This window comes from Psychrobacillus sp. FSL K6-2365, assembly GCF_038003165.1.
Lineage (GTDB): Bacteria > Bacillota > Bacilli > Bacillales_A > Planococcaceae > Psychrobacillus > Psychrobacillus psychrodurans.
This window is the reverse complement of record NZ_JBBOOO010000001.1, coordinates 842,430-866,198: the sequence shown is the minus strand read 5'-3', so window position 1 is coordinate 866,198 and position 23,769 is coordinate 842,430. Positions and strand designations below refer to the sequence as shown.

Here is a 23,769-nt window from a genome sequence, read left to right as displayed (position 1 = left end):
ACCATAAGCATTCAAAACACTTTCGATAAATGCACATGATTAGCATGTGCCTCCAATTGAAGGTGTTTTAATTGTGTGCTACACAGGGATAATAACATGTGTTCACAAAAAGTCCCTGTGTAAGATACAATTCAGAATTGTATCTTACACAGGGAAAATGAACATAAAATTCCCTTCTAGCCTAAGTTAGAAGGGAATTTTAATTAGTTTATTGAATTATTTTCCACAAAGGAAGTTGCTCCATTTCCTGAAATGCTTAATGTAAGCTGGTCCTGGTTCACAATTCCATTAGTCTTGGTAATCACGAATAATGAAGCTTTGTGATTGAATCCAATGTCTGTAGAAACGAATTCAACGATTTGAAGAGTATCTTCATCTATATACTTAATCTTCACTACCGCATTTTTTCCAAAACCATCATTTAATGTAATGGTACCGGATAGCCCTTTTTTAAATTCATGATCATAAGAAGGATTATGGAATGTAAATTCTAATGTGTCCAAAATAGATAAACCATCAGAACCCTTATCATTTAAATCTATTTGAGTTGAAGCAAATGCACCTTCGTTAATTGTTGTTGTAGCAGGGTTGTTTTCGTTCACTGCCCCTTCCCCGTTTATACCATCTTTGCCGGGAGTGTATTGATAAGCAAGAAATGAATTAGCTACTTCTTGTAGTAAGCTTACAGACCCAAGTGTCCAATATCCTTTATTATCAACAATTGTTGTTCCTACTAGTATGTCATTTCTATAAACTTTTACTCGATTGCCGGGTTGTGCTGTACCGCTTATATCGTAGGAGTACCCATCAAATGTTAAAGGTGAAGTTACAGGATTTTGGAATACTACTTCAGCATCTTCAGTAACATCTACTTGAATGTTCCAAGTAGAATGGTTATCTATCCGTGTTTCATAACTAACTTCTAATTTATCCCCTTTAGATAGAGCCTTTTCGAAAACTTCTTGTGAAACTAGTTCCCCATAGATAAAGAATAGATCATTAGCATCCCATTTATATTTATGGTCGCCAGTAAAAATGTAATTATCTTCAGTAGTGATCACTTCACTATCAATAGTCAACATATAAGGACCTTCGACATTTTGAAGCTGATAAAAATGTGTAATTCCTGCTTCTTTGATACTATTATTTCCATCTATTTTTTCTATTGTTGGTTGGACATATGTGACTGATGGAGTTTCGGCACTAAATCCATACGCAGCTGCTATTATAATTACTAGATTTCCATTTTGATCTGCAAAGCCAATCGTCTCTTGACCACTATCTACACTTTGACCGTTTATAGAAGTAATTACTGCTGAGGTAGAGTTAGATGCTGTCTTTTCATTTGCTTCTCCCAAGCTAACTTTAACTCCCCCAGTATAAGTACTACCATCAAAATTAGTTAGCTTAGCTGTATATACTTTGGAATTAGTCGTTTCCAGATATGTATTTTCCTTATCAGATAATGCAATACCTGTTGTATCAGGAACAGCCTCTGTCATAAAGTTCAATTGGTTTTGTTTCCAACTTACCGTGTAACTTTTATTAGCGTCTAAGTCAGATGTATTTAATATTACGGATTTTTTGTCCTTGGATAATTGAGCTGATTGAACAGTTTCTCCTGAAACTTTAAATTGACCTGCCACTAAACCTTCTAATGGTATATGGTAGGCTTTAGAGAAATTAACTGTTACGTTATTTTTACCATCAGATGTTATGAACAAAGGTTGTAAAGGTAAAGATCTTAATGTTTCATCATAGGCTTTCGTTAGGAATGTTCTAAAAGTAAAATTCGTACTTTTGTTAGCTATGTAAGAGTTGGCTTTGTCTAATTCTAAGGAAGCTTCTAACAATTTATTGTCTTTAATAAATTCACTCGCTTGGTCGAGATACATTTTAACCGTCACATCGTTTTTGACATCTTGAATTAGTTTTTCCATGGTTGGTTTGACTTGATTACGAATACCATCTCTAGTAGTTTGCCCATATACTCTATCTAATAATTTTACTTGTTTTCTGTATTCAGCTGTTGCTATATGGTATGCAGCTTCTACACTATTAAGATTTGCTGAATCTATCGCAACTTGCAAATTACTTGTTAACTTCGTAATTTTCTCACCAGAGGTTATAGCATCTATGTAAGCTTGTGCACGTTTCACATGAATTTTCGGCTCCACTAATTTAGCTTGAGCATTGAGTTGTTCAGATTTAGAAAACTTGATAGCAGCCTTTTCAGCAGCTGCAATAGTTTCTTTAGTGTTATTATATTGCTCATATGGTCGAGTTTTAAAATCTGCAGATCCTTCTTTGGAAATTGTCCATTTTAATATAGTGCCTGCATTTTGTGCATCTATAATTAATTGTTTTATGTTTGTTGATGCACTTACTTGTGGGGCGGCAATAATAGAAATAATAGTAGTAATTACTATTACAAGTTGCAACGATTTTTTCCTCATACTAATTTGCCTCCATACTAAGATTGTTTATACATCGGAATAATCTATATGATTGTATCATGTAAGTTTAATCAAACTTATTTCTTAATATTGGAAGTGATAGTAGGATAGTAGTCTTTCTATCAGCTAGTAACATTGTGTTATACTTATAGTTAATCACGTATAGCAGAAAGGAACTAAAAAATATGACAAATTCTCCTAAAACATATAAAACAGAAATCGATTTTTCTACAGACTGGGAAATACCCGCAGCTGAGAAGTATATTTTCCAGTACTTCCATCAACAATTAAGAAATTTAGAAGCAAATCAACTACATATCCATGGAGTAAAATTATATACTGTGGATTTAGGTGTTGTCGTAACAGCCATAATTAGACATTCTTTACCTAAAAAGTTACGTCTTGAACAAGTGGTTTTAGTTGTGAAAGATAAAGAAGGTAAAGAACTAGCAAAGAAACAATTTGACATGGAATTGTTTGGCGAGTTAGAAGCATGTACTGCAAGACCGTGGAATTTCCTATTCGATCCGGAAGATTTACTAGTGCCTTATGATGAAATATTAAACGAAATGGACTTTGAAATGGCATTTGAGTATTACGAGAAAGTTGTAAAAGACTTCGAATTACTCTTAGATGATAATTGGAAGAATGGACTTAATGAAGATCAACAAGGATATGTACACTCACTAGTATCTTCTCTAGAACCTATTAAGGAGAATGAAATTTCGGTTGTTGGATTCCATTTCCATGAGTCAGATGAAGCTGTCAATATTTATATCATCATTCGCAATGCGTTCTCTGAAACATTAACCATTGAAAATCTACCTATTCAACTATTTGATGCAGCGGGTGACATGGTGTGTAAACTAGGATTCCCAATCGGACAATTCGAAATTGCCTCTAAACAAGCACGTCCAATTAGCTTGTCTTTCTCTAAAGAAGTTTTTATGAAAGAGAGTCCAGATTTCAGTTCCTGGAAAATTGAAATGATTCCCCAAACTTTATAACAATGAATAAAGCCGTGAAAAGAGCCAATCTTTTACGGCTTTTATTGTTATGACTTTAAGATATGACCTATTATTTTCGAGTAGTGTTGTTTTATTAGCCTCTCCCCAAAAACATTAGTAAAAAGCTTTACTTTCATGTACTTTATTATTTCCAGATCAGGTTTGCCCATTCTGGATGATCAATGAACGGGTTGCGGTTTCCTTGCCATTTTTGAATGACGTTATTGCGATTGCGTTCGAATTCATCTACTGGGTCTTGCTCATGCCATTTTAGTAGGGTTGATAGCTTTCCGTGATATGCTGCACTTCCATTACCTAGCTTTTCGTTTAGTTCTAAATCTACTTTATCGCCTTGTTCATAACGTGTTGCCATGTAAAAAAGGATTCGTGCTACATCACCTTTGACACGATTTGGTGGCTCAAATGAGTTAGAAGCTCGTTTACATTCGTCAAAATTATTTATCGGACTGCCACCGTTATCAAAGTCTAAATTTCCTCTTGAACTATTCACTTGTACATCTGTAGGTCTAAGATGGTGGATATCGGTTCCTGGTCCTTTACTTGTGCCGAAATCTCCATGTGATTTAGCCCATGTGTGTTCTCGGTTCCACTGAATATTGGATCGTATAATAGGCATTCATAAAGGAAGCAAAGGTATCTATGGCACAAAAATACATCGAGTACTTTTAAAAGAAGGCTATTCTTGCAGTATAAAAAGAGTCCAACGTCTGATGAAACAAGCAGGCATCCAGTCAAACATTGTGAAGAAATACCGTCCAGCAAGCACACAGACACCAGTGGAAGAACGAGAAAATCTGTTGAAGCAAGATTTTACAACAACCACAATCAATGAAAAATGGCTTGCAGATATCATGTATATCCATACGCTTCGAGATGGCTGGTGTTATTTAGCGTCTGTCCTCGATTTGCATTCAAAGAAAATAGTAGGCTACAAGTTTTCCCGTAGGATGACCACAGAAATCGTGTTGGATGCTTTAATTAGTGCCGTCGATTCCCAAAATCCTTCACCGGGATTGATCATCCATACGGATCTAGGTACCCAATATACAAGTGAGGCATTTCAAGAACAGTTAAAAAAATATGAAATGATTGCATCATTCAGTTGTAAAGGATGCCCTTATGACAATGCATGCATCGAGTCTTTTCATGCCACACTCAAAAAAGAAGAGGTCTATCGGGAACGATATGAAGATTTTGAGAATGCGAGAATCTCCCTATTTCAATATATAGAAGGCTGGTATAATCGTAAACGAATTCATGGAAGCATCGGCTTTGTAACGCCAGAGACGTATGAAATAATGTGACGCGCAGCAGCCTGAGTCTTAAGGGTAAAAGCCAATCCCCCTCCACATTTTTCAGGCACAACATCCATTGGTTAATCTCTCCACATCCCAAGTAGATTGTCAAAGACTCTTTTCACTTTGACGATCTACTTGGGATGTGGAAAACTCCATGAATGGTGGTTGTGCAGAAAAAACTTAATCTTTTTGTGTCCAGAATCTTGACGTAGATCCACAACTTTCATTTATTTTCTAATTTATTACTATACGTATTTACTTAAATGGTTATACATACAATCTCTATTCCTTTTTATTCCTGTAAATTACTTAGCTATTATACCAATTTACACCAATATTTATTCGTATGTGTATTGATGTAGAAGGTTTCATGGATGGTGATAACATATGTTGAATAATGTATGCAAATAAAGAGCCCCTCAATCGACTTTTCGATTAAAGAGCTTTAAGTTTTACTATATTGGTAAGTAGAAAGCATATTGTAATAAAGGTTTTATAATTAATCGGAGTCGCAAGTTCCTATTATCGGAACAAAAAGTTCTTCCATTATGCTACTTTTTCACTTTTCCTGTAATTTCCTTTTAATATTGATATCTTTTATGAAACTACTATTTCCTTTAATTTTTTCTGAATTATTTAATATCGAATTCTCGCTAATAAGGAAACTGGCTCCTATAAATGTCCATAAAAAAATGTCCACTTTATAATCAAAAATATTTGGCTCTAACATTCCTTGAACTAATATGGCAATTAAACCGTAAAAAACACCACAAATATAGAAGTTATCTTTTTTATTTTCAAATAAAAACTTTAATACTAAAAATAATATTGAAAAGAAAATAAAAAAACCTAAAATTCCTGAAGTAGTAAGTATTTCTAAAAATATATTATGTGCCCTTACAGGCATATAAGAACCCATAAAATCAATAAATATATTCCCAATTCCAACACCAATTATTGGACTTTTTTTAAACTCATCGATAACTTCACTATATAGTGTTAATCTTTTGCTAGAAATATCATCAAGTTTTTGATAAAGACTGTTATCTCCCAGCGTTGGAGTTAAAGTTTCAGTTTCATCCTCTGACATACTCCCTTCAGATAATTTGCTAGGACTCTCTATCTTCGGAACATCTGAATAATATCCTGTAATCATTTGACCTTGGGAATCTGTATAAATACTTTGAAAAAAAACTACTGCCAGACAGAATGATATACCTACCATTAAGATTCTTTTAAAATCTTTTTCGAATAAATGAATAGCCAAAACTATAATAAAAGCTAGCATTGTTGAGCGAGATTGAAGACTCACTATAGATAAAATTAATAAGATTAACAGCGAGTTATCGATAAAGCCATTTCTCTTCCCAGAATTATACAATATAAAGAAAAATATTAATAAGAAAAATCCTAATCCATTACTATTCCCTAGTGCAATTTGAATTTGTGCTTTATACATAATTGCTTCTGTTCCATTAGATACAACCATAAAAACTGTGTATAATAGTTTTCCACATAAAACTAATATGCTCAATCTTATAAAGAGTAAAATCTTATGTTCTATATTGTTTACTTCTAAATTAATAAATATTAAATAAATTAAAACGGAAAGAATAAAACTAAAGTAATTACCCCAAAAACTTTCAATATCGAAATTAATTAAAGGCAACAGGAGGACAATTAATAAAAGTCCATACAATATTACTATTTTATTCACTATAAAACGTTTTTTTTTCATACTATCTATAATAAAAATAGAAAAAGATAAAAGATATAAAGATAAAATAACATAAATATTGGAATAAATTAAAGTCATTAATGGTATCGCAAGAAGTAAAAATACATTAATATTTTTTAAATCGAAATTGACAATTTGATTTCGCTTTTTATCTAATGCTAGACTAAGCATAATTTCCTCCTAAAAAATTCGTTTTAACTCAAGGATTCTAGATAGCACAAACGTGATGCAAAAAATGCCACAATTATTTGACAGTTGATATCTACCTTGTTAGATCTCATTAAAAATCCGTGAGTACTTCTTCACCTTAAAATTATTCAACTTTCTTTGTATCTATAATAATTTGTTTAATAACTTCCGCTGTACTCGATGGTAATGCCTCTTTAAATATATGCGATACTTGTTCAAACTCCAATACCATGTTTGAATTTCTAGTTACAAAATCATTTATTGCTACTTTATTATCCTCTAGTAGTTTTTCATCTTCTCTAACTAATAAGCAGTTAGGATACTTTTTTAATATTTTTAAATTAATATCCTTTTCCACTTTATAAAAATGTATTATAGGCTTTCCCGCTGACATATATTCAAAAATTTTACTAGACATTTGTATTCCTTTATTTTCGGAAATACTTATTAATATATTACTATTTCTTCTAATTCCTTCAACCTCATCTTTATTCTTTTTACCATGATTTATAATATTTTCAGGATATCTTCTAGAATATATATCTATCTCTTTAGCTCCATTACCAAAAACAAAAAAATTCATACAAACTTCATTATTCATCTGCACTACTTTTTCAAATACTTTTAATAAATAGGTAGGAACTACATAGTTTTTATATAGTCCACCAACATATGACACTTGAATTTTCCTATCATTAAAAAACTCAATGTTATCAAAATTATTTATGTTTTTTAATAAAAGGGGATGTTCTAAAGAAATATATTTTTCTAAGTAACTTCCAAAATACTTTACATAGTGATCATAAATAGAATTCATCATCATTAAATAGTTTGAACTCTGAGCTATTTCTTTTTCTAATTCTAGATGGTATTTGTATTTGATTTTCTTAATTATCTTTATTCTATTAAAATTATCATTTTCTGAAAATTGGTCAAAAATATATGGTATGACAGTACATTTGTCATTAATAATCTGTTTATAGCGTAAAGCAGCTACAATCGTTTCGTAGGGCATCGCTGCTGGAATAATTACATCAATATTTTGTAAACTTTCATTATTCACAAACTCATTATAAAATATTTTTATAATCTTATTTTCTAAAGAAAAACGAGAAAATAATCTTTTAAAGTTTCTTACTACCTTCATAAAAATATTTTCATTTTTAAGAAAAGACGCCTTCAACCTGATAACTATGTGATTATTATATGTTTCAGTACTTGTCTCTCCATCTATAGTTAGACATAATACAATAACATTAAATTCGTTTTCAAGTTCTAATACAACGTTCTCAACACAGTTACTTACTGCCGAATGTGTAGGGAAATATTCCCCTGTTATGAAAAGTAAATTTTTCTTCAACTATTAGTCACCTGTTTATATAATGATATAATCCTTTCTTTTTTATATATTATTAAAATCGTTAAGAATAACATATATAATAAAAAACCTATATACACATCTGGTTGACTTGCACAAATCAAAAAAACAAGTATTGAAATAATATCAAACAAGGAAAATATATTTTTTTGAATATCTAATTTTTTTTTCAGATATAATTCAGATAAAATTAATCTTAAGAACATTGATAATGCTATACAAACTACTACTATTAAAATAGATTTATATATAATAAAAGTTACAGATACTAATAGAAAACTAACTATGAAAACTTTTAAATTAGCATAGAGCATTTCAGTTTCTTCTCTTAATCTTTTATAATATGGATTTATTAGAAGTTGCATTTTGGATTGACTAAAAATAAATAAATAAATAAATGGCAAGTAAGTTAAAGCAGCTTGAAATTCAATTAGAAAGGTTTCTATAATAAATCGTATTGGAAAATAAATAATATACAGGAAAATAATTGCGAATGAACTTAATTTTGAAATTATTGAAAAAATTTCTTTATTTAAATCTTCACTTCTTCTACTAATAAAAGGGAATATAACAGTTCCTAATGCAGTAGAAAACACTAATATTAAATTTGTCGTAGTTATACTAAAGGAGTATACTGAAAATTCCTCAATACCCCTAGATCTTTCAATTAAAAACATGCTGTATCCTAAAATAAGCATACTTAAAAAATTTGATACCATTACTTTTATTCCTACTAAGATACTTTGTTTAAACTCTAAATATCCTTCATTAAACTTTACTTTTTTCCCTTTAAAAAGGTCTCTACAATAATACATCATTATAAAAAGAGCTATTGCTTTAGATACAGTATCAAATAGAATTATCATTTGAAAATTTCCAACATTTAATTTCCACATTATTAATATAGCTATAATGACAATTACCTTATCTATAATAAAGAGTATACTAAATTTTTTTAATTGATTTGTACTTTGTAAAATATAATTTAATACACCTGTTAATCCCACAATCGGAATATTTATTGCGACAAAGAAAAAAGCAAACAATTTATTGGGATTTGTTTCCAACAAAAAAATAACTCCTATTAAACTACCTATAAATAATTGAAAAAAAAAGAAAATTTGAATACTGCTTCTTAATAACGGTTTAGGAAGTTGATTATTATTCAAACTTCCATACTTTAACATAATTCCATCATTGAATCCAAATGATAGTATACCAAGATAGCCAACGTATAATAAGTATACTTGCCAGTAACCAAACTCTTCTATACCTAATATAAATGGAAGAATTAATACCTTTAATATTCCTAAAATTATAGATACTCCTTGAGAGGAGAGCGTATAAACCAAATTCTTCTTCATGCAGTATCCTATCCAAATATAATTTTTTTGTTTCACAAATTTATAGTGATATTGATAACAAAAAAACTAACCCTTCCCATTATTTTATTACAAATTCCTCTAATACCAGATACAAATGTACAAATGTTCTTTTTATAGTAGTGCTGTATAAAAACTCATCTAGATTTTATATCTATCTATTACTTCTTTAATAATTCTGCTTAGTTCCCTTGCATCATCACTTTTAAATAATTTTTTTTTGTCGTATTTCGCTAATATCTCCTCACAAAAAGGCTTTTTTGATGCAATTACCGGAGTTCCATGTTCTCTAGCTTCTAATAATGGTAATCCAAAAGTTTCTAAAGATGAGGGGAAAATTAAAATAGTTTTTGTATATAATAAAAATACTTGCTCTTTTGTTAATTCTCCAACAAATTCTATAGGTAAATTAAATTTCTTTACCTGTTTTTTTAAATTTAATGAATATTTATTTTCATCACCAGTTAATGTTAATATAATTTTAAATTTTAATAATTGATTTCTTTCTATTAATTTACAAGCATCAATTATTATCTGATGATTTTTGTATTTAAATGCACCTGCCGGATAAAAAAAAGTTCTATAAGATTTTTTATGGCCATCAAAAGAACTGATATTTTTTTCTTTAAATTCAGGTGGTTCAACTGAAATTTTATTTTTATTTATTTTTAATTTTGTAATACTTGCTTCTTTTATCCAACTACTTTGTACAATTATATAATCAGCTTTTTTCATCGATTTAAATATAAGTCTAGATATTATGTTTTGATATGCCCATAGCTTGGGCTCTTTTAAAAATTTGAATTTAACATCAGAAAATGGAATAGAATTATGCATGTACAAGGTTTGAGGTACGTTAGTTCGAGGTATTATATTGTTTTGATATGAAATGATTTTGTCAATCTTATACTTCTTCACTAACTGTGGGGCTATTAACATATCAAAATATAATCTATGGAACCAGCTTTTTTTTATCCACGGATAATTTAATACCCTAACTTTACTAGTATTTTGTAAGCTAGGCTTACCTAAAATAAAGTACCAACAATCTTCTTTAGAATCTTCAAGCGCATCAGAATAAATATTATTTAGAATAGATAATGCACCAAGTGATTCTGCAGGGACATTAAAAACCATAATATTCAATTTTTAATCATCCCTTTCCCCAAATTACTTTATTTACAATCTTTGTATAGCCTTGAATTATCTTTATCACTTTCACTGATACATTTCCATCTAAATAATCTGGTACATTTACTCCAAACTCTTTATCTTCATACATTCTTCGGCATAATTCTACGGCTTGCAGGACATCTTCCTTTTTAATTCCACCTAGTATTATTCCGCCTTTGTCTAAAGCCTCAGGTCTTTCTGTAGATGTGCGTAATGACACAGCGGGAAAATTTAGAATAGCTGCTTCTTCCGGAACTGTTCCACTATCCGACAAAACACAGTATGCGTTTTTTTGTAACTTAATATAATCAAAAAACCCAAACGGTTTTAAATTTTGTACTAATGGATGGAATTTAAACTGTCTTTTGTCAATAATTTTTTCACTACGTGGATGCGTAGAATATATTACAGGCATTTGATAAAGTTCTGCTATTTCATTAATAGCATTCATTAATGATAAAAAGTTTGTTTCTTCGTCAATATTCTCCTCACGATGCGCTGAAACTAGTATGTACGATTCCTCTTCTAATTTTAATTTTTCTAGCACTTTACTAGCTTCAATTTCTTTTGCGTATTTTGTCAGTACTTCTTTCATAGGAGAACCTGTAACATAAATATGTTCTTTGCGATACCCCTCAGAAATCAAATACCGTCGAGCGTGTTCTGTATAGGCTAAATTTATATCTGCAATATGATCTACAATCTTACGATTAATTTCTTCGGGTAAATTTTGATCAAAACATCTGTTACCTGCTTCCATATGAAAAATTGGTATCTTAAGTCTCTTAGCAGAAATAGCAGATAAAGCAGAATTTGTATCACCCAATATTAATATGGCCTCTGGTTTTTCATGTAACATAAGCTTATAAGAGTTTGCTATTATATTCCCCATTGTTTCACCTAAATTTTTACCAACAGAATTCAAATAGTAATCTGGTTCCCTTAACTGGAAATCTTCAAAAAAAACTTGGTTTAATGTGTAATCCCAGTTTTGTCCTGTATGTACAAAAGTATGATCAAAGTATTTATCCATTTTTTTAATAGTTTCACTTAACCGAATAATTTCTGGACGTGTTCCCACAATCGTCATTACTTTTAATTTTTTCAATATCTAATACTCCTTTGGTAAAATAGTGTTTATAATATTCTTTATGCAATTGGATCCAATTATACATTTCCTCTACCATCGTCTGATGAGAAGGAATTGAAAAACAAAAGTCACTTCTTGTATTCACTAAGGTTTTATTTATAACAAAATCAGAGTAAGGTACAATTTTATGCTTTTCATTTTTAAAAACTACATTAAATATTTTTAAGAGTTCGTACTTACTAATCGGTTCACTCGCTAAATGGTATAAACCAATTAAATTCTCTTGAATTGATTTTTCCATAGCTTTTGCCAACGTTAGAGTGGTTACACCATTCCACATAGCTTTATCAAATCCCTTAATACTACTACCATCTTGTCTCATAAACCAATTAAATAATCCTATACCATCTTTATTCATATCTGGTCCTATAATCGAATTACGAAATGTTAAATCTTTTTCGTTAACTACTTCTCCAAGTGCTTTTGTACGATCATAGAAAGTACTTCCATCTGGGAGTGAATTTTCATTATAGCCTCCAGTTTCACCTGAGAATACGCAATCCGTACTCATTTGTATCATTTTAGTTTCAGTGTTTTTAACAATGTCGCTGATTAAATGTGGTAAATAGCTATTAATTAATACAGCATTACTCGGATTATTTTCAGCGTTTGTATTTAATATGCCAATACAGTTTATTATAGCGTCATAATTTTCACTCTTGATATGATCTGTCAAATCTTTAATATTTTCCACGGACAATAATATATTTTTTCCAATTTTAAATGGTTTGCGAGTAACGGTAGTCACTTCATAACCCTTTTCCAAAAAATATAGTGAAATTGTGTGACCAGCCATACCATTTGCACCTAAAACCATTATTCTCATTTTATTTCCCCCAAACCTCTAGTTCGTTCTTTATGTAGTTTAATTCGAGAAGTTTAGCTTTGGTTTGCTGAAGATTTAATCGTTGTGTGTTATGTGAGTTGTATTCATCACCAACGGAAAGTTTTTCACTTCCCTCTACAAAATATTTGTCATAGTTTAAATCGCGTTTATCTGCTTTCACTCGATAATATTTTTCAAAATCTTGAGCAATAATATACTCTTCTTTGGTTAGTAATGTTTCAAATAGTTTTTCACCATGTCTCGTTCCAATAATATTAATTTCATTATTTGCATTAAATATTTCTTTAACTGCTTTTGCCAAGTCCTCGATAGTAGATGCTGGCGATTTTTGCACCATAATGTCACCTGCATTAGCATGTTGAAATGCAAAAATAACTAATTCGACTGCTTCTTCTAAACTCATTAGAAAACGAGTCATTTTAGGATCAGTGACAGTTAAAGGGTTGCCTGATTTGATTTGTTCCACAAATAATGGAATTACCGATCCCCGAGAAGCCATAACATTACCATATCTAGTACAACAGATAAGGGTTTTTTCGGGAGAAACCGTTTTGGCTTTAGCAACAACCACCTTTTCCATCATGGCTTTTGAAATACCCATAGCATTGATTGGATATGCCGCTTTATCTGTTGAGAGGCAAATTACTTTTTTCACTCCAAATTCAATAGAAGCATTTAATACATTTTCAGTTCCAATTACATTTGTCTTAACAGCCTCCATAGGAAAAAATTCACATGATGGAACCTGCTTGAGAGCGGCAGCATGAAAAACATAGTCTACTTCATTCATTGCATACTTAACACTAGCTAAATCTCTTACATCACCTATATAAAATTTTAATTTTTCATTATTATATAACTTACGCATATCATCTTGTTTCTTCTCATCGCGTGAAAAAATACGAATTTCTTTAATATCTGTATCTAAGAACCTATCCATTACAGCATTCCCAAAGGATCCAGTTCCTCCGGTTATTAGCAAGGTTTTATTTTTGAACATTTTAGACATCTCCATTTAACTTTTTAATATTTGAGATAAATTCCAGAAATATTTTTCTTTAGAATAATTTTCATCGTAATACTTCTTAGAATTCAGGTTTAATTCATCTTTATTATTTATATTTGTAAACTTTTCTATAACATTTGCTAGTTTTTTATAATCTTCAGCATTCACAGTAAATCCACAATTTGCATCTGCTATTACCTGTGCAGTCTCTCCATTAATGGAACCTAATATCGGCTTACCTGCAGCCATATATGACTGTACTTTATTAGGAAGTGTGTACGAGATTGATTTGTTATTTTTTAGGGTAATTAAGAATGCATCTGCCATTGCATAATAATATGGCATTCTTTCAATAGGATGACTTCCAAAAAATACTACGTTATTTAATTCTAAATTTCTTTTTATATTTTCGCACTTCGTTTTTGAAGAACCATCTCCTACAATGTGAAAGAAAATATCATTTCTATGTTTTAATTCATTCGCTGCAAAAAGAATAGTTTCTACACTTTGCATCTCACCAATGTTACCTGCAAAGAGAAGATTAGTATTTCCATCATTTTCCCTTGGAGGAATTGTTCCGAATAAGTCTTCAGCATAGACTGGCAAATGCTTCATTGGTTTATCAATTTTTAAATAATCATTGAAATAGTTTTCAAACATTTTTGAACTTAACCATATTTCATCTGCTTGATTATAGATTGCTTTACTTATTCGTTTAACAATTTTATAGACTATACCTTTTGTCTGTATCCCACCAGACACAATACTTTCTGGCCACAAATCATGAGCATAAATTATTAAAGACTTCTTAAATTTTTTCTTAGCTATAATACCAGGAATAGCCATAGATACTGGAGATAATTGATAAACGATAATCTTGTCATATTCTCCATTTAGCTTTAACACTCTTAAAGATGATGAAATTGCAAAACTAATATAATTTAAAAAGAGTGTCTTATTAGATTTCCCTCTTCCTATTAACCACGACCGATACACTTTGACACCGTTTATATCTTCATAGCGTATTGCCTTATACTCCTTTTTAACAACTCCATCAGGATAGTTAGGAAGACCCGTTAGAACTGTAACATCATGACCCTGTTTAACTAATTCAAAACTAATATCATTTACTCGAAAACGCTCTGGATAGAAATACTGACAGACGATTAAAATCTTCATTTACACCTTCCCTTTACTCTTTAAATACAGTTTTATTTCTTCATCTATTCCGTTTTCATAATCTATTGGATTGTATCCGAAATCTTTTGTCGCCTTATCATACGGAAAAGCTTTGTCTTCCTGCATTCGCAGGACTTGTTCTTCGGAAATTAGTGCTTTAGAAGTAATTTTATTATAAACTTTTGCTAAAAAAATTGAGAACCCAAGTGGTATAGATATTAGAACTGTTTTCTTATGTAGTTTAGAAGATACTATATTTATCAAAGTTTTATAGCTTATAGGCTCTTTCCCCGCTAAATTATAATTTTGATTCATAGTTGCTTCTTTATTCATTAAAACATCATAATATGCATTACCTAAGTCTTTCGCATGGACAGGTTGCATCAAGTTTTCTCCTTTTCCAAATAGAGGAAAGAATTTAAAACGGTATAAAAAATCTATTAATTTAATCATGTTTCTATCTGCTGAAGAGCCATAAATCATTGTTGGTCTTAAAACAGTTAAATTTATTTTATCTTTCATTTCTAACAAACTATCTTCTATTTTAATATATTCTTCAGAAGCACTTTTATATTTGGAATAACGTCCAGTTGTATGTACTAAAATAGCCCAATTAACATTATTCTTTATTGCGGATTCTAGTACTTTAGGTGAATACAAAATTGACGATATATGAATTACAGTTTCTACATTTTTCATTGAATCCGTTAAGAAATGAATATCATTTAAGTCACCATACAACTTTTCAATATTTAACCCAGATTGATCAATTAAAGTTGTATCACTGTCTTTACGGACCACACATTTTATTAATCCTTGATAGTTCTCCTTTATCAGACGTTTTAACAACCACTCTCCTGTATGGCCAGTTATACCCGTTATATATAACATTCATTATCACCTTCTTTTCTAATTACCTTCTTTTACGCCATCTGATTTTAATACACTAAAGATAGTTTTAGTAAATATTACTAAGTCTAAGTACAAGCTTTTTTTTAGTACATATTCACCATCGAGTTTTGCTTTCAATGAAATTGGTAATTCGTCCCTTCCACTTATCTGTGCAAGACCTGTTAACCCAGGATGAACTTCATTTGCATTGTACTTTTCTCTTTCATCTATCAAATCATACTGATTCCAAAGAGCTGGACGTGGTCCTACTATACTCATATCACCTTTAAAAATGTTTATCAATTGTGGTAATTCATCTAAGCTTGATTTCCTTAAAAATCTTCCTATTTGAGTTATATGAGATGTTGCATCTCCTAGTAAATGAGTAGGTGTATCACTAGGTGTTTCAATTTTCATCGTTCTAAACTTTAAAATGTAGAAATGGGACTTATTTTTTCCCACTCTTTTTTGTTTAAAAAAAACAGTTCCTTTCGAATCTGTTTTTATTAATAAGGCTATTAGCAGAAATATAGGAGATAGAACTACTATCCCTAACCCAGAAAGTAATATATCAATTGTTCTCTTATTATATTTGTACAAATAATTCACCCTTTTACCAACAAATCTCTTCCAGCATTAATAAGTCATTCTAGAACTATCAAACTCAACATTCTTCTTATTTGCTACTTCTAATAATGTTTTTTTTAATTCGTTCAGTGATAGTGTTGTAATTTTTTCCAGTAGGTACAGTAACTCATGATTAGTAATTGGTGTAGCCTTTCCAATATATATCTTAGGAAATACAACCTCGCTCTGCCTTTCGCTATCATTCATCAACTCTTCATATAATTTCTCTCCGGTTCTAATACCTGTCTCAATTATTTTAATATCCTCCACTGAATATCCGGAAAGTTTAATAAGATTAGTAGCAAGATCATAAATTTTCACAGGTTCCCCCATATCTAATACAAAAATCTCTCCACCATTTGCTAGGGTACCAGCTTGAATAACAAGTCTAGAGGCTTCTGGGATAGTCATAAAGTACCTGGTCATTCGCTTGTCTGTAATGGTAACCGGACCACCAGCTGCTATTTGTTTCTTAAATAACGGTACTACACTTCCTCTAGATCCAAGTACATTCCCAAAACGAACCGCTGCAAATTTGGTCTTACTATCTTTAGCAAGGTTTTGCACAATCATTTCTGCAAAACGTTTTGTAGCCCCCATCACGTTTGGTGGATTGACAGCTTTATCCGTCGAAATTAAAACAAAATGCCCAACTTCGAAAGTATCTGCTGCTTCTGCAACATTCTTTGTTCCAAATACATTATTCTTAACAGCTTCCATTGGATTAGTTTCCATTAATGGAACATGTTTATGTGCTGCTGCATGATATATCACATCTGGTTTGTATTGTTGAATAACTTCAAATATTCTATCCCGATCTTGAACATCAGCAATAATTGGAATAACTTCAGTTCCTTCTGAAACATTTTGTCGAAGTTCGTTAACAATATGATAGATGGAGTTTTCTCCATGTCCAAGCAGTATAAGTTGACTTGGATTAAAACAAGCAACTTGCCTGCAAATCTCGGAACCTATCGATCCACCAGCTCCTGTTACTAATATCTTTTTCCCAGTAAGCTTTTCACGTATCGCTCTCATATCAAGCTCTACCTCTTCACGACCAAGTAAATCCTCAATCTTCACTTCTCTCATTTCACTTACAGAAAGTTTGCCAGTCATCACAGCTTCAATACTTGGCATTATTCTTACTTTCGCCTTTGTTTTTGAACAATGTTCAAAAATTTCTTGTATATCTTTTTTGGTTAAAGAAGGAATTGCTATAATTATATGGTCTATAGCAAGGGATTGTACTATCTCGGGAATATCCTCTACAGTTCCTCTAACAGGAATATCTAACATTTTAAGTTTTTGTTTATTTGGATCATCGTCGACAAAAGCTATAGGAATAAGATCCGAATTTATTGATTGTCGCATCTGTTTTGCTAGAACTATTCCAGCTTGGCCTGCACCGACAATAATCGATCGATATTTTTGTTGGTGCCCGCTTTGCATTTTTTGCTCTCCAAAAACTCGAAGTGTAAATCGAGACCCTCCAATAGCAATAATATGTATCATCCACGTAACGGCCATTACTCGGAAATATATGTCTTTTTGTACTGCATACTGTATCAAACTTGCAGTACCAACAGAAATTGTCACTGAACACACAATGGTTAGCAATTCACTTACAGATGCAACACTCCAAATACGATCATATAAATGGAAATAATAAGCCGCAATGTGATGCGAAATAAGCAACGTAATTGCGCTTAGTATTAAAGTTGGTAGTGAATAAACCGTCAGTGTTGGATGTAATAAAAAATAACTAAAGAAAATAGCTGTCAGTACAATGATGGAATCTAATACTATAAATGCAGCAATTCTTTGTCTATACCCCATTATTTCCCTCCTACTTTTTTGTATTTAAAATACAATCTTTAACTGATTATTGAGCCAATGACCTTGCTTATTGCAATATAAATTAAAATATAGGAGAGTCACATAAATCAAGCGTTTTTTCGTTTAAGATATTACCTTGTGGGAATTACTATCTGTTATTGCATATATAATTGATATTGTTAATAATGGCACAATTGTTGCCCCAATTACAGTGTCGTTGAATATAGCTTGAATGAGAAATGCTCCCCAACCCAAAAAGAAAGCCAATATTATAGGGGAACCTTTGCTTTTTATTACATTCTTCAATAGCTTGAGCGTATAAGTTGAAAGTATTAGTATGAAACTAATTAAACCAAATAATCCGGTACCATACATAATTCCAAGATATAAGTTATGTGGCTTGTCAATTAAAGTATTTTCATCATATATTCCAGACCTCTTGTTAATATCATTCTGCGGAAAATGGTATGTCAAAGTATCTAGGCCATAACCTAAAATGGGCTTTTCTTTAATTAATTCTAAAACGTTTGACCAAATATACGTTCGTCCGGACCCAGCAGAATAATACCTTTCAGTTAATGTTGGTAATTCTAACTTAACATCTGCAGCTGAAACTTTGTAATTTTTAAAACTTAAATCTTCTAAAGTTCCCTCAAGTTCTACAAAAGGATTAGTTTTTATAAAGAAACCTAATGACTCGTCCCATACTTTTTGATTTTGTTTTGCAAGAACCCCTGTTGAAATGGTAGTTAGAATGATAAAAATTCCTAGCCATATAATCGATTCCTTTTTGTTTTTCTTCATAAAAATTATAATGATTACTAGTAACATCATTATGATTAAAGTGATAAATCCACTTGTTGAAATTGAAGCAAGTATAGTCAAAAATGCTGCTAAAGCAGTAAGAAGATTAACCACTTTAGATTTAACCGAACCATGAAATAGAGTTAAAGTTAAAAAGATAGTTGCCATAACTGCCGAGTACCCACTCATGTAATTCCATTGATTCAGAGTCCCTGTTAAAACTGCCCCCTCACTAAGGGTTATCCCATCCATTAAAAATAAAGTAAACAATTTTTCTATTCTTGAATTTTGCAAAATATTAATTCCATATAAATTAAGAATCGCTATAAACATATTTATCCAAATAAACGGGTATAAGGTGTATACCAACTTATTTAATGCATTTTTTGGGTAAGTTATATTTAATGCAACAATCATTAAAACTATATAGGAGATAAATGTAATAGCTCCATCATGGCGGTTATACATTCCCCAAAGGGCAATAGACTTGTACTCTGCAAAAACTACAGAAAGTGTTAGAGCAACAATAAAAGCAACAAGTGAAAACGTTAATACGTTTAGTTTTAGTTTGTAATTTAAAAAATATATTTTATAAAGCAATAATACTAAAGTAGCTATTGATATTATTAATAACAAAATAAGCTTAAAATAAGTAAAGAAATCTAATTGATAACCAGTACTCGTAATTCCTGAACCAGAAATTAATGGACTAACAAACAATTTTGCTTTTGCACCAATTAATATTGGAATTAGTGCCAATGCAGTTATAAAAGCCCAAAATATTATTCGATCAATTTTTTCTATAGAAGCTCTATCTTCTAGCTCATCTCTCTTAATTGATATTCTGCTTACATTCAATTTGCTCATGTTGTCGATCCTTTCTTATTACTTAAAGAATCTTTTAATTTGGTTACCTCTGCCTTAAAAGACTCATCAATCGGAAGTGTCAGCAATTGATTAATTACTGTAATTGCATCTTCATATTGTTCGTTATATGATAATACTAGGGCGTATTGATACATAAAATCTTCATTTTCAACTAAAAATGGGTTTAGATCCATACTTTTAGTATACATAGGTAGTGCCGCTTCATAATTACCGTTATTTAAATATGAAAAGGCAAGTCCATAAGAAATATTGAAATCCATATTGTATGTTTCATGTAATTTACTTAATGGTTCTATGATTGGCTCTGTCTCACCTTTTTGAAGATATGTATTTGTTTCCTGGTACAATAAGAAGTCTCTTTGTAATTTGTTATTTTGATTTTGAGCTTCATTTTGTATGAAAACTAGGGTAGCTGCAATCAACAATATAAAACCAGCAATGAAGTAATTAGTATAATCCCGTTTTTCTTTTGAAAAAAAATTTTTTTGATTAATCATTATTCCAATATCTCCTCAATACGACATATATCTTTAAAATTATACCATATAATATGTTTAGTTTCGACAGAATTCATAGAAGTGCAGAGAATCTACGGCCCTGTTTTATCTTCTTTTATTAGATTTAATATTCCATTTCCACAATTAAATTCTACAGAAATTTTTATTTTATGAGAAAAACTGGTCAAAGGAGATGTCCTGTCCTTTATCGTCAAAACCTTATCGTTTTTGAAGAGTTTTAGACAAATATTTTGCTATACCATGCTAAACTTTTAATGATATTGGTTGTGATCTTCTTTACAATCAATATTATTTTTTGGGTGATTTTATGGCGTTTGTCTGTCTGTCAACACATTCAACTCTTAGGTACAGGTTCGTTGTTTTTTAGATATCTAGAGAAAATAGGTTATCCAAAGCATAAAAGAAAATCTAGAAGATTATATCGTTAACTTTTTCAACTGCTTTTTAAGTAAAAATTACTATTTCTCTTAATTTTTACTACTATAAATGAATATTAACTTTCTTCTTCTTTCATTACTGAATAGTACTCAAATTCAACTGGCCCTTTTATTACTATATATTAACTTTGATTCCTATTATTCACTAAGATATAGATTATTGTAATCATATCATTGAGTACAACACATTATATTGTTAAAAGTAGTGGGTGTGCATAGGAAATGGAAATTAACAGTTCTAATTATTTAATCCAGTCTCATAAATCCAATGTATAAGGTACATTATCTATCCTTTCTCATCTAATAAGAAAAAACGTACAAAACACCCCGTTTAACCTTATTTACATATTCAATAATAACTTACATGGATGATTCTGCTTAGCATGAAATATTCGTAATATAATACCCTTTGAAGTAGTATCCTTTTAAAGAATATAGCATGAACGTAGAGTTAAGCTACATTTTTTCCTTACATTACAAAAAAAGACCCTTTAGAAACTAGCTCTAAAGGGTCTTATTTTCAAACTAATGATTAAATTAGTAGTTTACAATTTTGTCATCAGCTTCAGGAGTAAATTTAACGCCATATGCATTAGTTACACCTTTAACATCAATAACAGTTAATACACCACTTAATTTATTATCTCCGCCAGCAGCACCTTCAACATAACCGAAAGTTACATTAAATCCAGTTGTACCAGCAGTAAATTTAGTTAAGTTTGTATTGTTAGTGAATGTAGCTTTAGTTCCGTCTCCATCAACTACAGTAATAGTCGCATTGTTAGCTACTTTTGTAGAATCTACAACCCCATTAAATAAAGGTTTAGAATTGAATACTACAGTATCTCCCATTAGTACTGAATCATTTGATGTTGCTGTATTAGTAATAGCACCAATAGAGAAAGCACCTTCAGTAACATTTAAGAATTCACCAACATCAGTTGTTTCAACTGCTACGCCAACTGGTTTTTGAACAGCTTCAAATTTAGTAATAGTATTTTGATCTACGTTTGTTACATAGCTCCAAGTACCATTAGATGAAACAGTTGTTTTCCCTAAGAATACACGTGAAGTACCAACGATTTTGTATACATGAAGATCGTAACCAGCGTTACCTAAACCTTCTAAAGCAATAGTATCATCATCTGTACGGAATGAATCTGTTGAATTTTCTTTGCCAGTAACAAAGAATTTTTCACTGAATTCTAAGTCAGATACTACTTTATTAAATACAATACGTAGATCTGATGCAGTTGTTTTGTTATATGTGCCAGTAACTTTATCTCCAATATTTAAGAAAGTTTTAAAGCTATCTACAGTTAATGGTAGAGAACTTTCATTAAATAAAGTGTCACCAGTTTTAATCAAGTATTTTTTATTGTTTGCAACAAAATAGTTATTTGCAGCATCAACATAAGTTAATTCAGCATCTACTAATGAAGCTGAAGCAGGCACTTCATAGAAGTATAATGTTCCAGTCTTTTTAGATTCTTCAGCTTGACCATTAAACATTTTACGGAATTCTACTTTACCAGTTTGAGTAGTTGCTGCGTTTCCAGCAGATACTACAACACTTACTTGACCACTAGTATTTGGAGTTGCTGAATATACAGTGTATGCTACACCGTCGATAGTTTCAGATCCTACTGAAGAAGGTGTAGTACCTTGGATTGAAACAGCAGTTAAGTTTGCAGGTACTAGAACATTCACTGTTGATTGTGAAGGTTGACCATTTGTTTGTTTGAAACTTGCAACTAAAGGAACATTTTTCCCAAGTTCACTTCTTACAGCTGAACCATCTACAGCAACGTTAGAAATAACAGATGAAGCAGGAGTTGTGAAAGAAACTTTAGTACCTTTATAAGTTAAAGTATAAGTTTTTCCAGCTTCTTGTTTAGTAGTTGATAATGTTACTGTTTTACCGTCTTTAGCTAGAGAAGCACTTGTTACTGCTAATCCATTATCAAAAGTAAATTCTGAAGATTCGATAGCTGTAACAGCTTTGTTTAATTTCACTTCTACTGTATTATCATTTACACGAGTAGCTGAAAGTACTGTTAAAGGTAATGATGTTGCAACATCATCTACTGATTTTTGTAATGAAGTTTCCCATTTAAGAACGTTTGCATCAAGAATAGCTTGAGCATCAGCTAATTTTTTAGCAGCGTCAACTAATTTACCAGCTTTGATGTCAGCAGCTGCTGCTTTTGCTAACATACTAACAGTAACGTCATTTTTAACGTCAGCAACTAATTTCTCAATAGCTGGTTTAACTGCGTTACGGATGCCGTCACGAGTAGACTGACCATATACACGGTCAAGAAGTTTAGCTTGTTTACGGTACTCAGCAGTTGCTGTGTGGTAAGCCGCTTCAACTTTCTCGATGTCATTTGTTTTGATAGCAGCCTCAAGAGCAGCTGTTAATTCTTTAATTTTTTCACTTGAAGTGATTGCATCGATGTAAGCTTGTGCGCGTTTAACTTGTAATTTTGGTTCAACAAGTTTAGCTGCAATGCTTAATTTTTCAGATGCAGAAGCTTTTTTTGCTGCTGCTTCTGCTGCTGCGATTGCTTTTTTAGCAGCATTGTATTGATCGTATGGACGTGTTACGTAGTTAGCAGAACCTTCTACTGAGATAGCCCATTTTAATACTGTACCTGCATTTTGTGCGTCTGTTACTAATTGGTTTACATTTGTTGCTGCGTCAGCTTGTTGTGCTGGTGCTGCTGCAACGAATGCTGAAGCTGCTACTGCAGTTGAAGCTGCAATTTTGATAGCTTTTTTCTTCATAAACTTGTGATCTCCCTTCGCTTGTGTGGTGCAATTTTTTGTAGTGTGTAATGCCGGTCGCTGATCGCGTCCAATATCGTCACCCTAACTAATATATGAGTATACAAAACTCATATGCTAAAATCAACTAAAAATCCTAAAAGATTTCCAG

At 31.2% G+C, this 23,769-nt stretch carries 17 protein-coding genes and 1 pseudogene; 2 read left to right on the top strand and 16 right to left on the bottom strand.

Annotation, left to right across the window (positions count from 1 at the left end; all coding sequences use genetic code 11):
- Window positions 1-203: 203 nt before the first annotated feature.
- Entirely contained in the window at window positions 204-2,456 is a 2,253-nt protein-coding gene (locus MKY29_RS04365; protein ID WP_340879088.1) for a hypothetical protein, read from the bottom strand.
- 185 nt (window positions 2,457-2,641) lie between these two features.
- Between MKY29_RS04365 and MKY29_RS04360 the strand changes: the two genes are divergently transcribed.
- Entirely contained in the window at window positions 2,642-3,463 is an 822-nt protein-coding gene (locus MKY29_RS04360) for an SLAP domain-containing protein (protein ID WP_340879087.1), read from the top strand.
- 145 nt (window positions 3,464-3,608) lie between these two features.
- Here the strand turns inward: MKY29_RS04360 and MKY29_RS04355 are convergent, their stop codons facing one another.
- Complete coding sequence (locus MKY29_RS04355) at window positions 3,609-4,100, bottom strand: endonuclease I family protein (protein WP_445677864.1); 492 nt, start codon at window positions 4,098-4,100, stop codon at window positions 3,609-3,611.
- Between MKY29_RS04355 and MKY29_RS04350 the strand changes: the two are divergent.
- Window positions 4,087-4,788: pseudogene (locus MKY29_RS04350) on the top strand (IS3 family transposase); the annotation flags it as partial. The gene MKY29_RS04355 and the pseudogene MKY29_RS04350 overlap by 14 nt on opposite strands.
- A gap of 553 nt (window positions 4,789-5,341) precedes the next feature.
- Here MKY29_RS04350 and MKY29_RS04345 read toward each other — a convergent pair.
- The 14 genes from MKY29_RS04345 to MKY29_RS04280 all read right to left on the bottom strand — a co-directional run bounded on the left by MKY29_RS04345 (window position 5,342) and on the right by MKY29_RS04280 (window position 23,618).
- Window positions 5,342-6,691, bottom strand: a complete 1,350-nt coding sequence (locus tag MKY29_RS04345; RefSeq protein ID WP_340879086.1) for an O-antigen ligase family protein — start codon at window positions 6,689-6,691, stop codon at window positions 5,342-5,344.
- A gap of 142 nt (window positions 6,692-6,833) precedes the next feature.
- Window positions 6,834-8,069 (bottom strand): glycosyltransferase, encoded by a 1,236-nt coding sequence (locus tag MKY29_RS04340; RefSeq protein WP_340879085.1) that lies wholly within the window; start codon window positions 8,067-8,069, stop codon window positions 6,834-6,836.
- A complete protein-coding gene (locus MKY29_RS04335; protein ID WP_340879084.1) occupies window positions 8,066-9,487 on the bottom strand; it encodes an oligosaccharide flippase family protein in 1,422 nt (473 codons plus the stop codon). The genes MKY29_RS04340 and MKY29_RS04335 overlap by 4 nt, the downstream gene beginning before the upstream one ends.
- A gap of 123 nt (window positions 9,488-9,610) precedes the next feature.
- Window positions 9,611-10,606, bottom strand: a complete 996-nt coding sequence (locus MKY29_RS04330; protein ID WP_340879083.1) for a glycosyltransferase — start codon at window positions 10,604-10,606, stop codon at window positions 9,611-9,613.
- Between the two features lie 16 nt (window positions 10,607-10,622).
- A complete protein-coding gene (wecB, locus tag MKY29_RS04325; protein WP_340879082.1) occupies window positions 10,623-11,750 on the bottom strand; it encodes a non-hydrolyzing UDP-N-acetylglucosamine 2-epimerase in 1,128 nt (375 codons plus the stop codon).
- A complete protein-coding gene (locus MKY29_RS04320) occupies window positions 11,689-12,618 on the bottom strand; it encodes an SDR family oxidoreductase (protein WP_340879081.1) in 930 nt (309 codons plus the stop codon). Before MKY29_RS04320 ends, wecB begins: the two co-directional genes overlap by 62 nt.
- Window position 12,619: 1 nt before the next feature.
- A complete protein-coding gene (locus MKY29_RS04315) occupies window positions 12,620-13,639 on the bottom strand; it encodes a nucleoside-diphosphate sugar epimerase/dehydratase (protein ID WP_340879080.1) in 1,020 nt (339 codons plus the stop codon).
- Window positions 13,640-13,654: 15 nt separating this feature from the next.
- Window positions 13,655-14,824, bottom strand: a complete 1,170-nt coding sequence (locus MKY29_RS04310; RefSeq protein WP_340879079.1) for a glycosyltransferase family 4 protein — start codon at window positions 14,822-14,824, stop codon at window positions 13,655-13,657.
- Entirely contained in the window at window positions 14,825-15,715 is an 891-nt protein-coding gene (locus MKY29_RS04305; RefSeq protein WP_340879078.1) for an NAD-dependent epimerase/dehydratase family protein, read from the bottom strand. It lies immediately after the preceding gene.
- Between the two features lie 18 nt (window positions 15,716-15,733).
- Complete coding sequence (locus tag MKY29_RS04300; protein ID WP_340879077.1) at window positions 15,734-16,315, bottom strand: sugar transferase; 582 nt, start codon at window positions 16,313-16,315, stop codon at window positions 15,734-15,736.
- Between the two features lie 36 nt (window positions 16,316-16,351).
- A complete protein-coding gene (locus tag MKY29_RS04295; protein WP_340879076.1) occupies window positions 16,352-18,181 on the bottom strand; it encodes a polysaccharide biosynthesis protein in 1,830 nt (609 codons plus the stop codon).
- Window positions 18,182-18,304: 123 nt separating this feature from the next.
- Window positions 18,305-19,852 (bottom strand): O-antigen ligase family protein, encoded by a 1,548-nt coding sequence (locus tag MKY29_RS04290; RefSeq protein WP_340879075.1) that lies wholly within the window; start codon window positions 19,850-19,852, stop codon window positions 18,305-18,307.
- On the bottom strand, window positions 19,849-20,370 hold the full coding sequence (locus MKY29_RS04285) for a tetratricopeptide repeat protein (RefSeq protein ID WP_340879074.1): 522 nt from the start codon (window positions 20,368-20,370) through the stop codon (window positions 19,849-19,851). The genes MKY29_RS04290 and MKY29_RS04285 overlap by 4 nt, the downstream gene beginning before the upstream one ends.
- A gap of 995 nt (window positions 20,371-21,365) precedes the next feature.
- A complete protein-coding gene (locus MKY29_RS04280; RefSeq protein WP_340879073.1) occupies window positions 21,366-23,618 on the bottom strand; it encodes a hypothetical protein in 2,253 nt (750 codons plus the stop codon).
- Window positions 23,619-23,769: the final 151 nt, after the last annotated feature.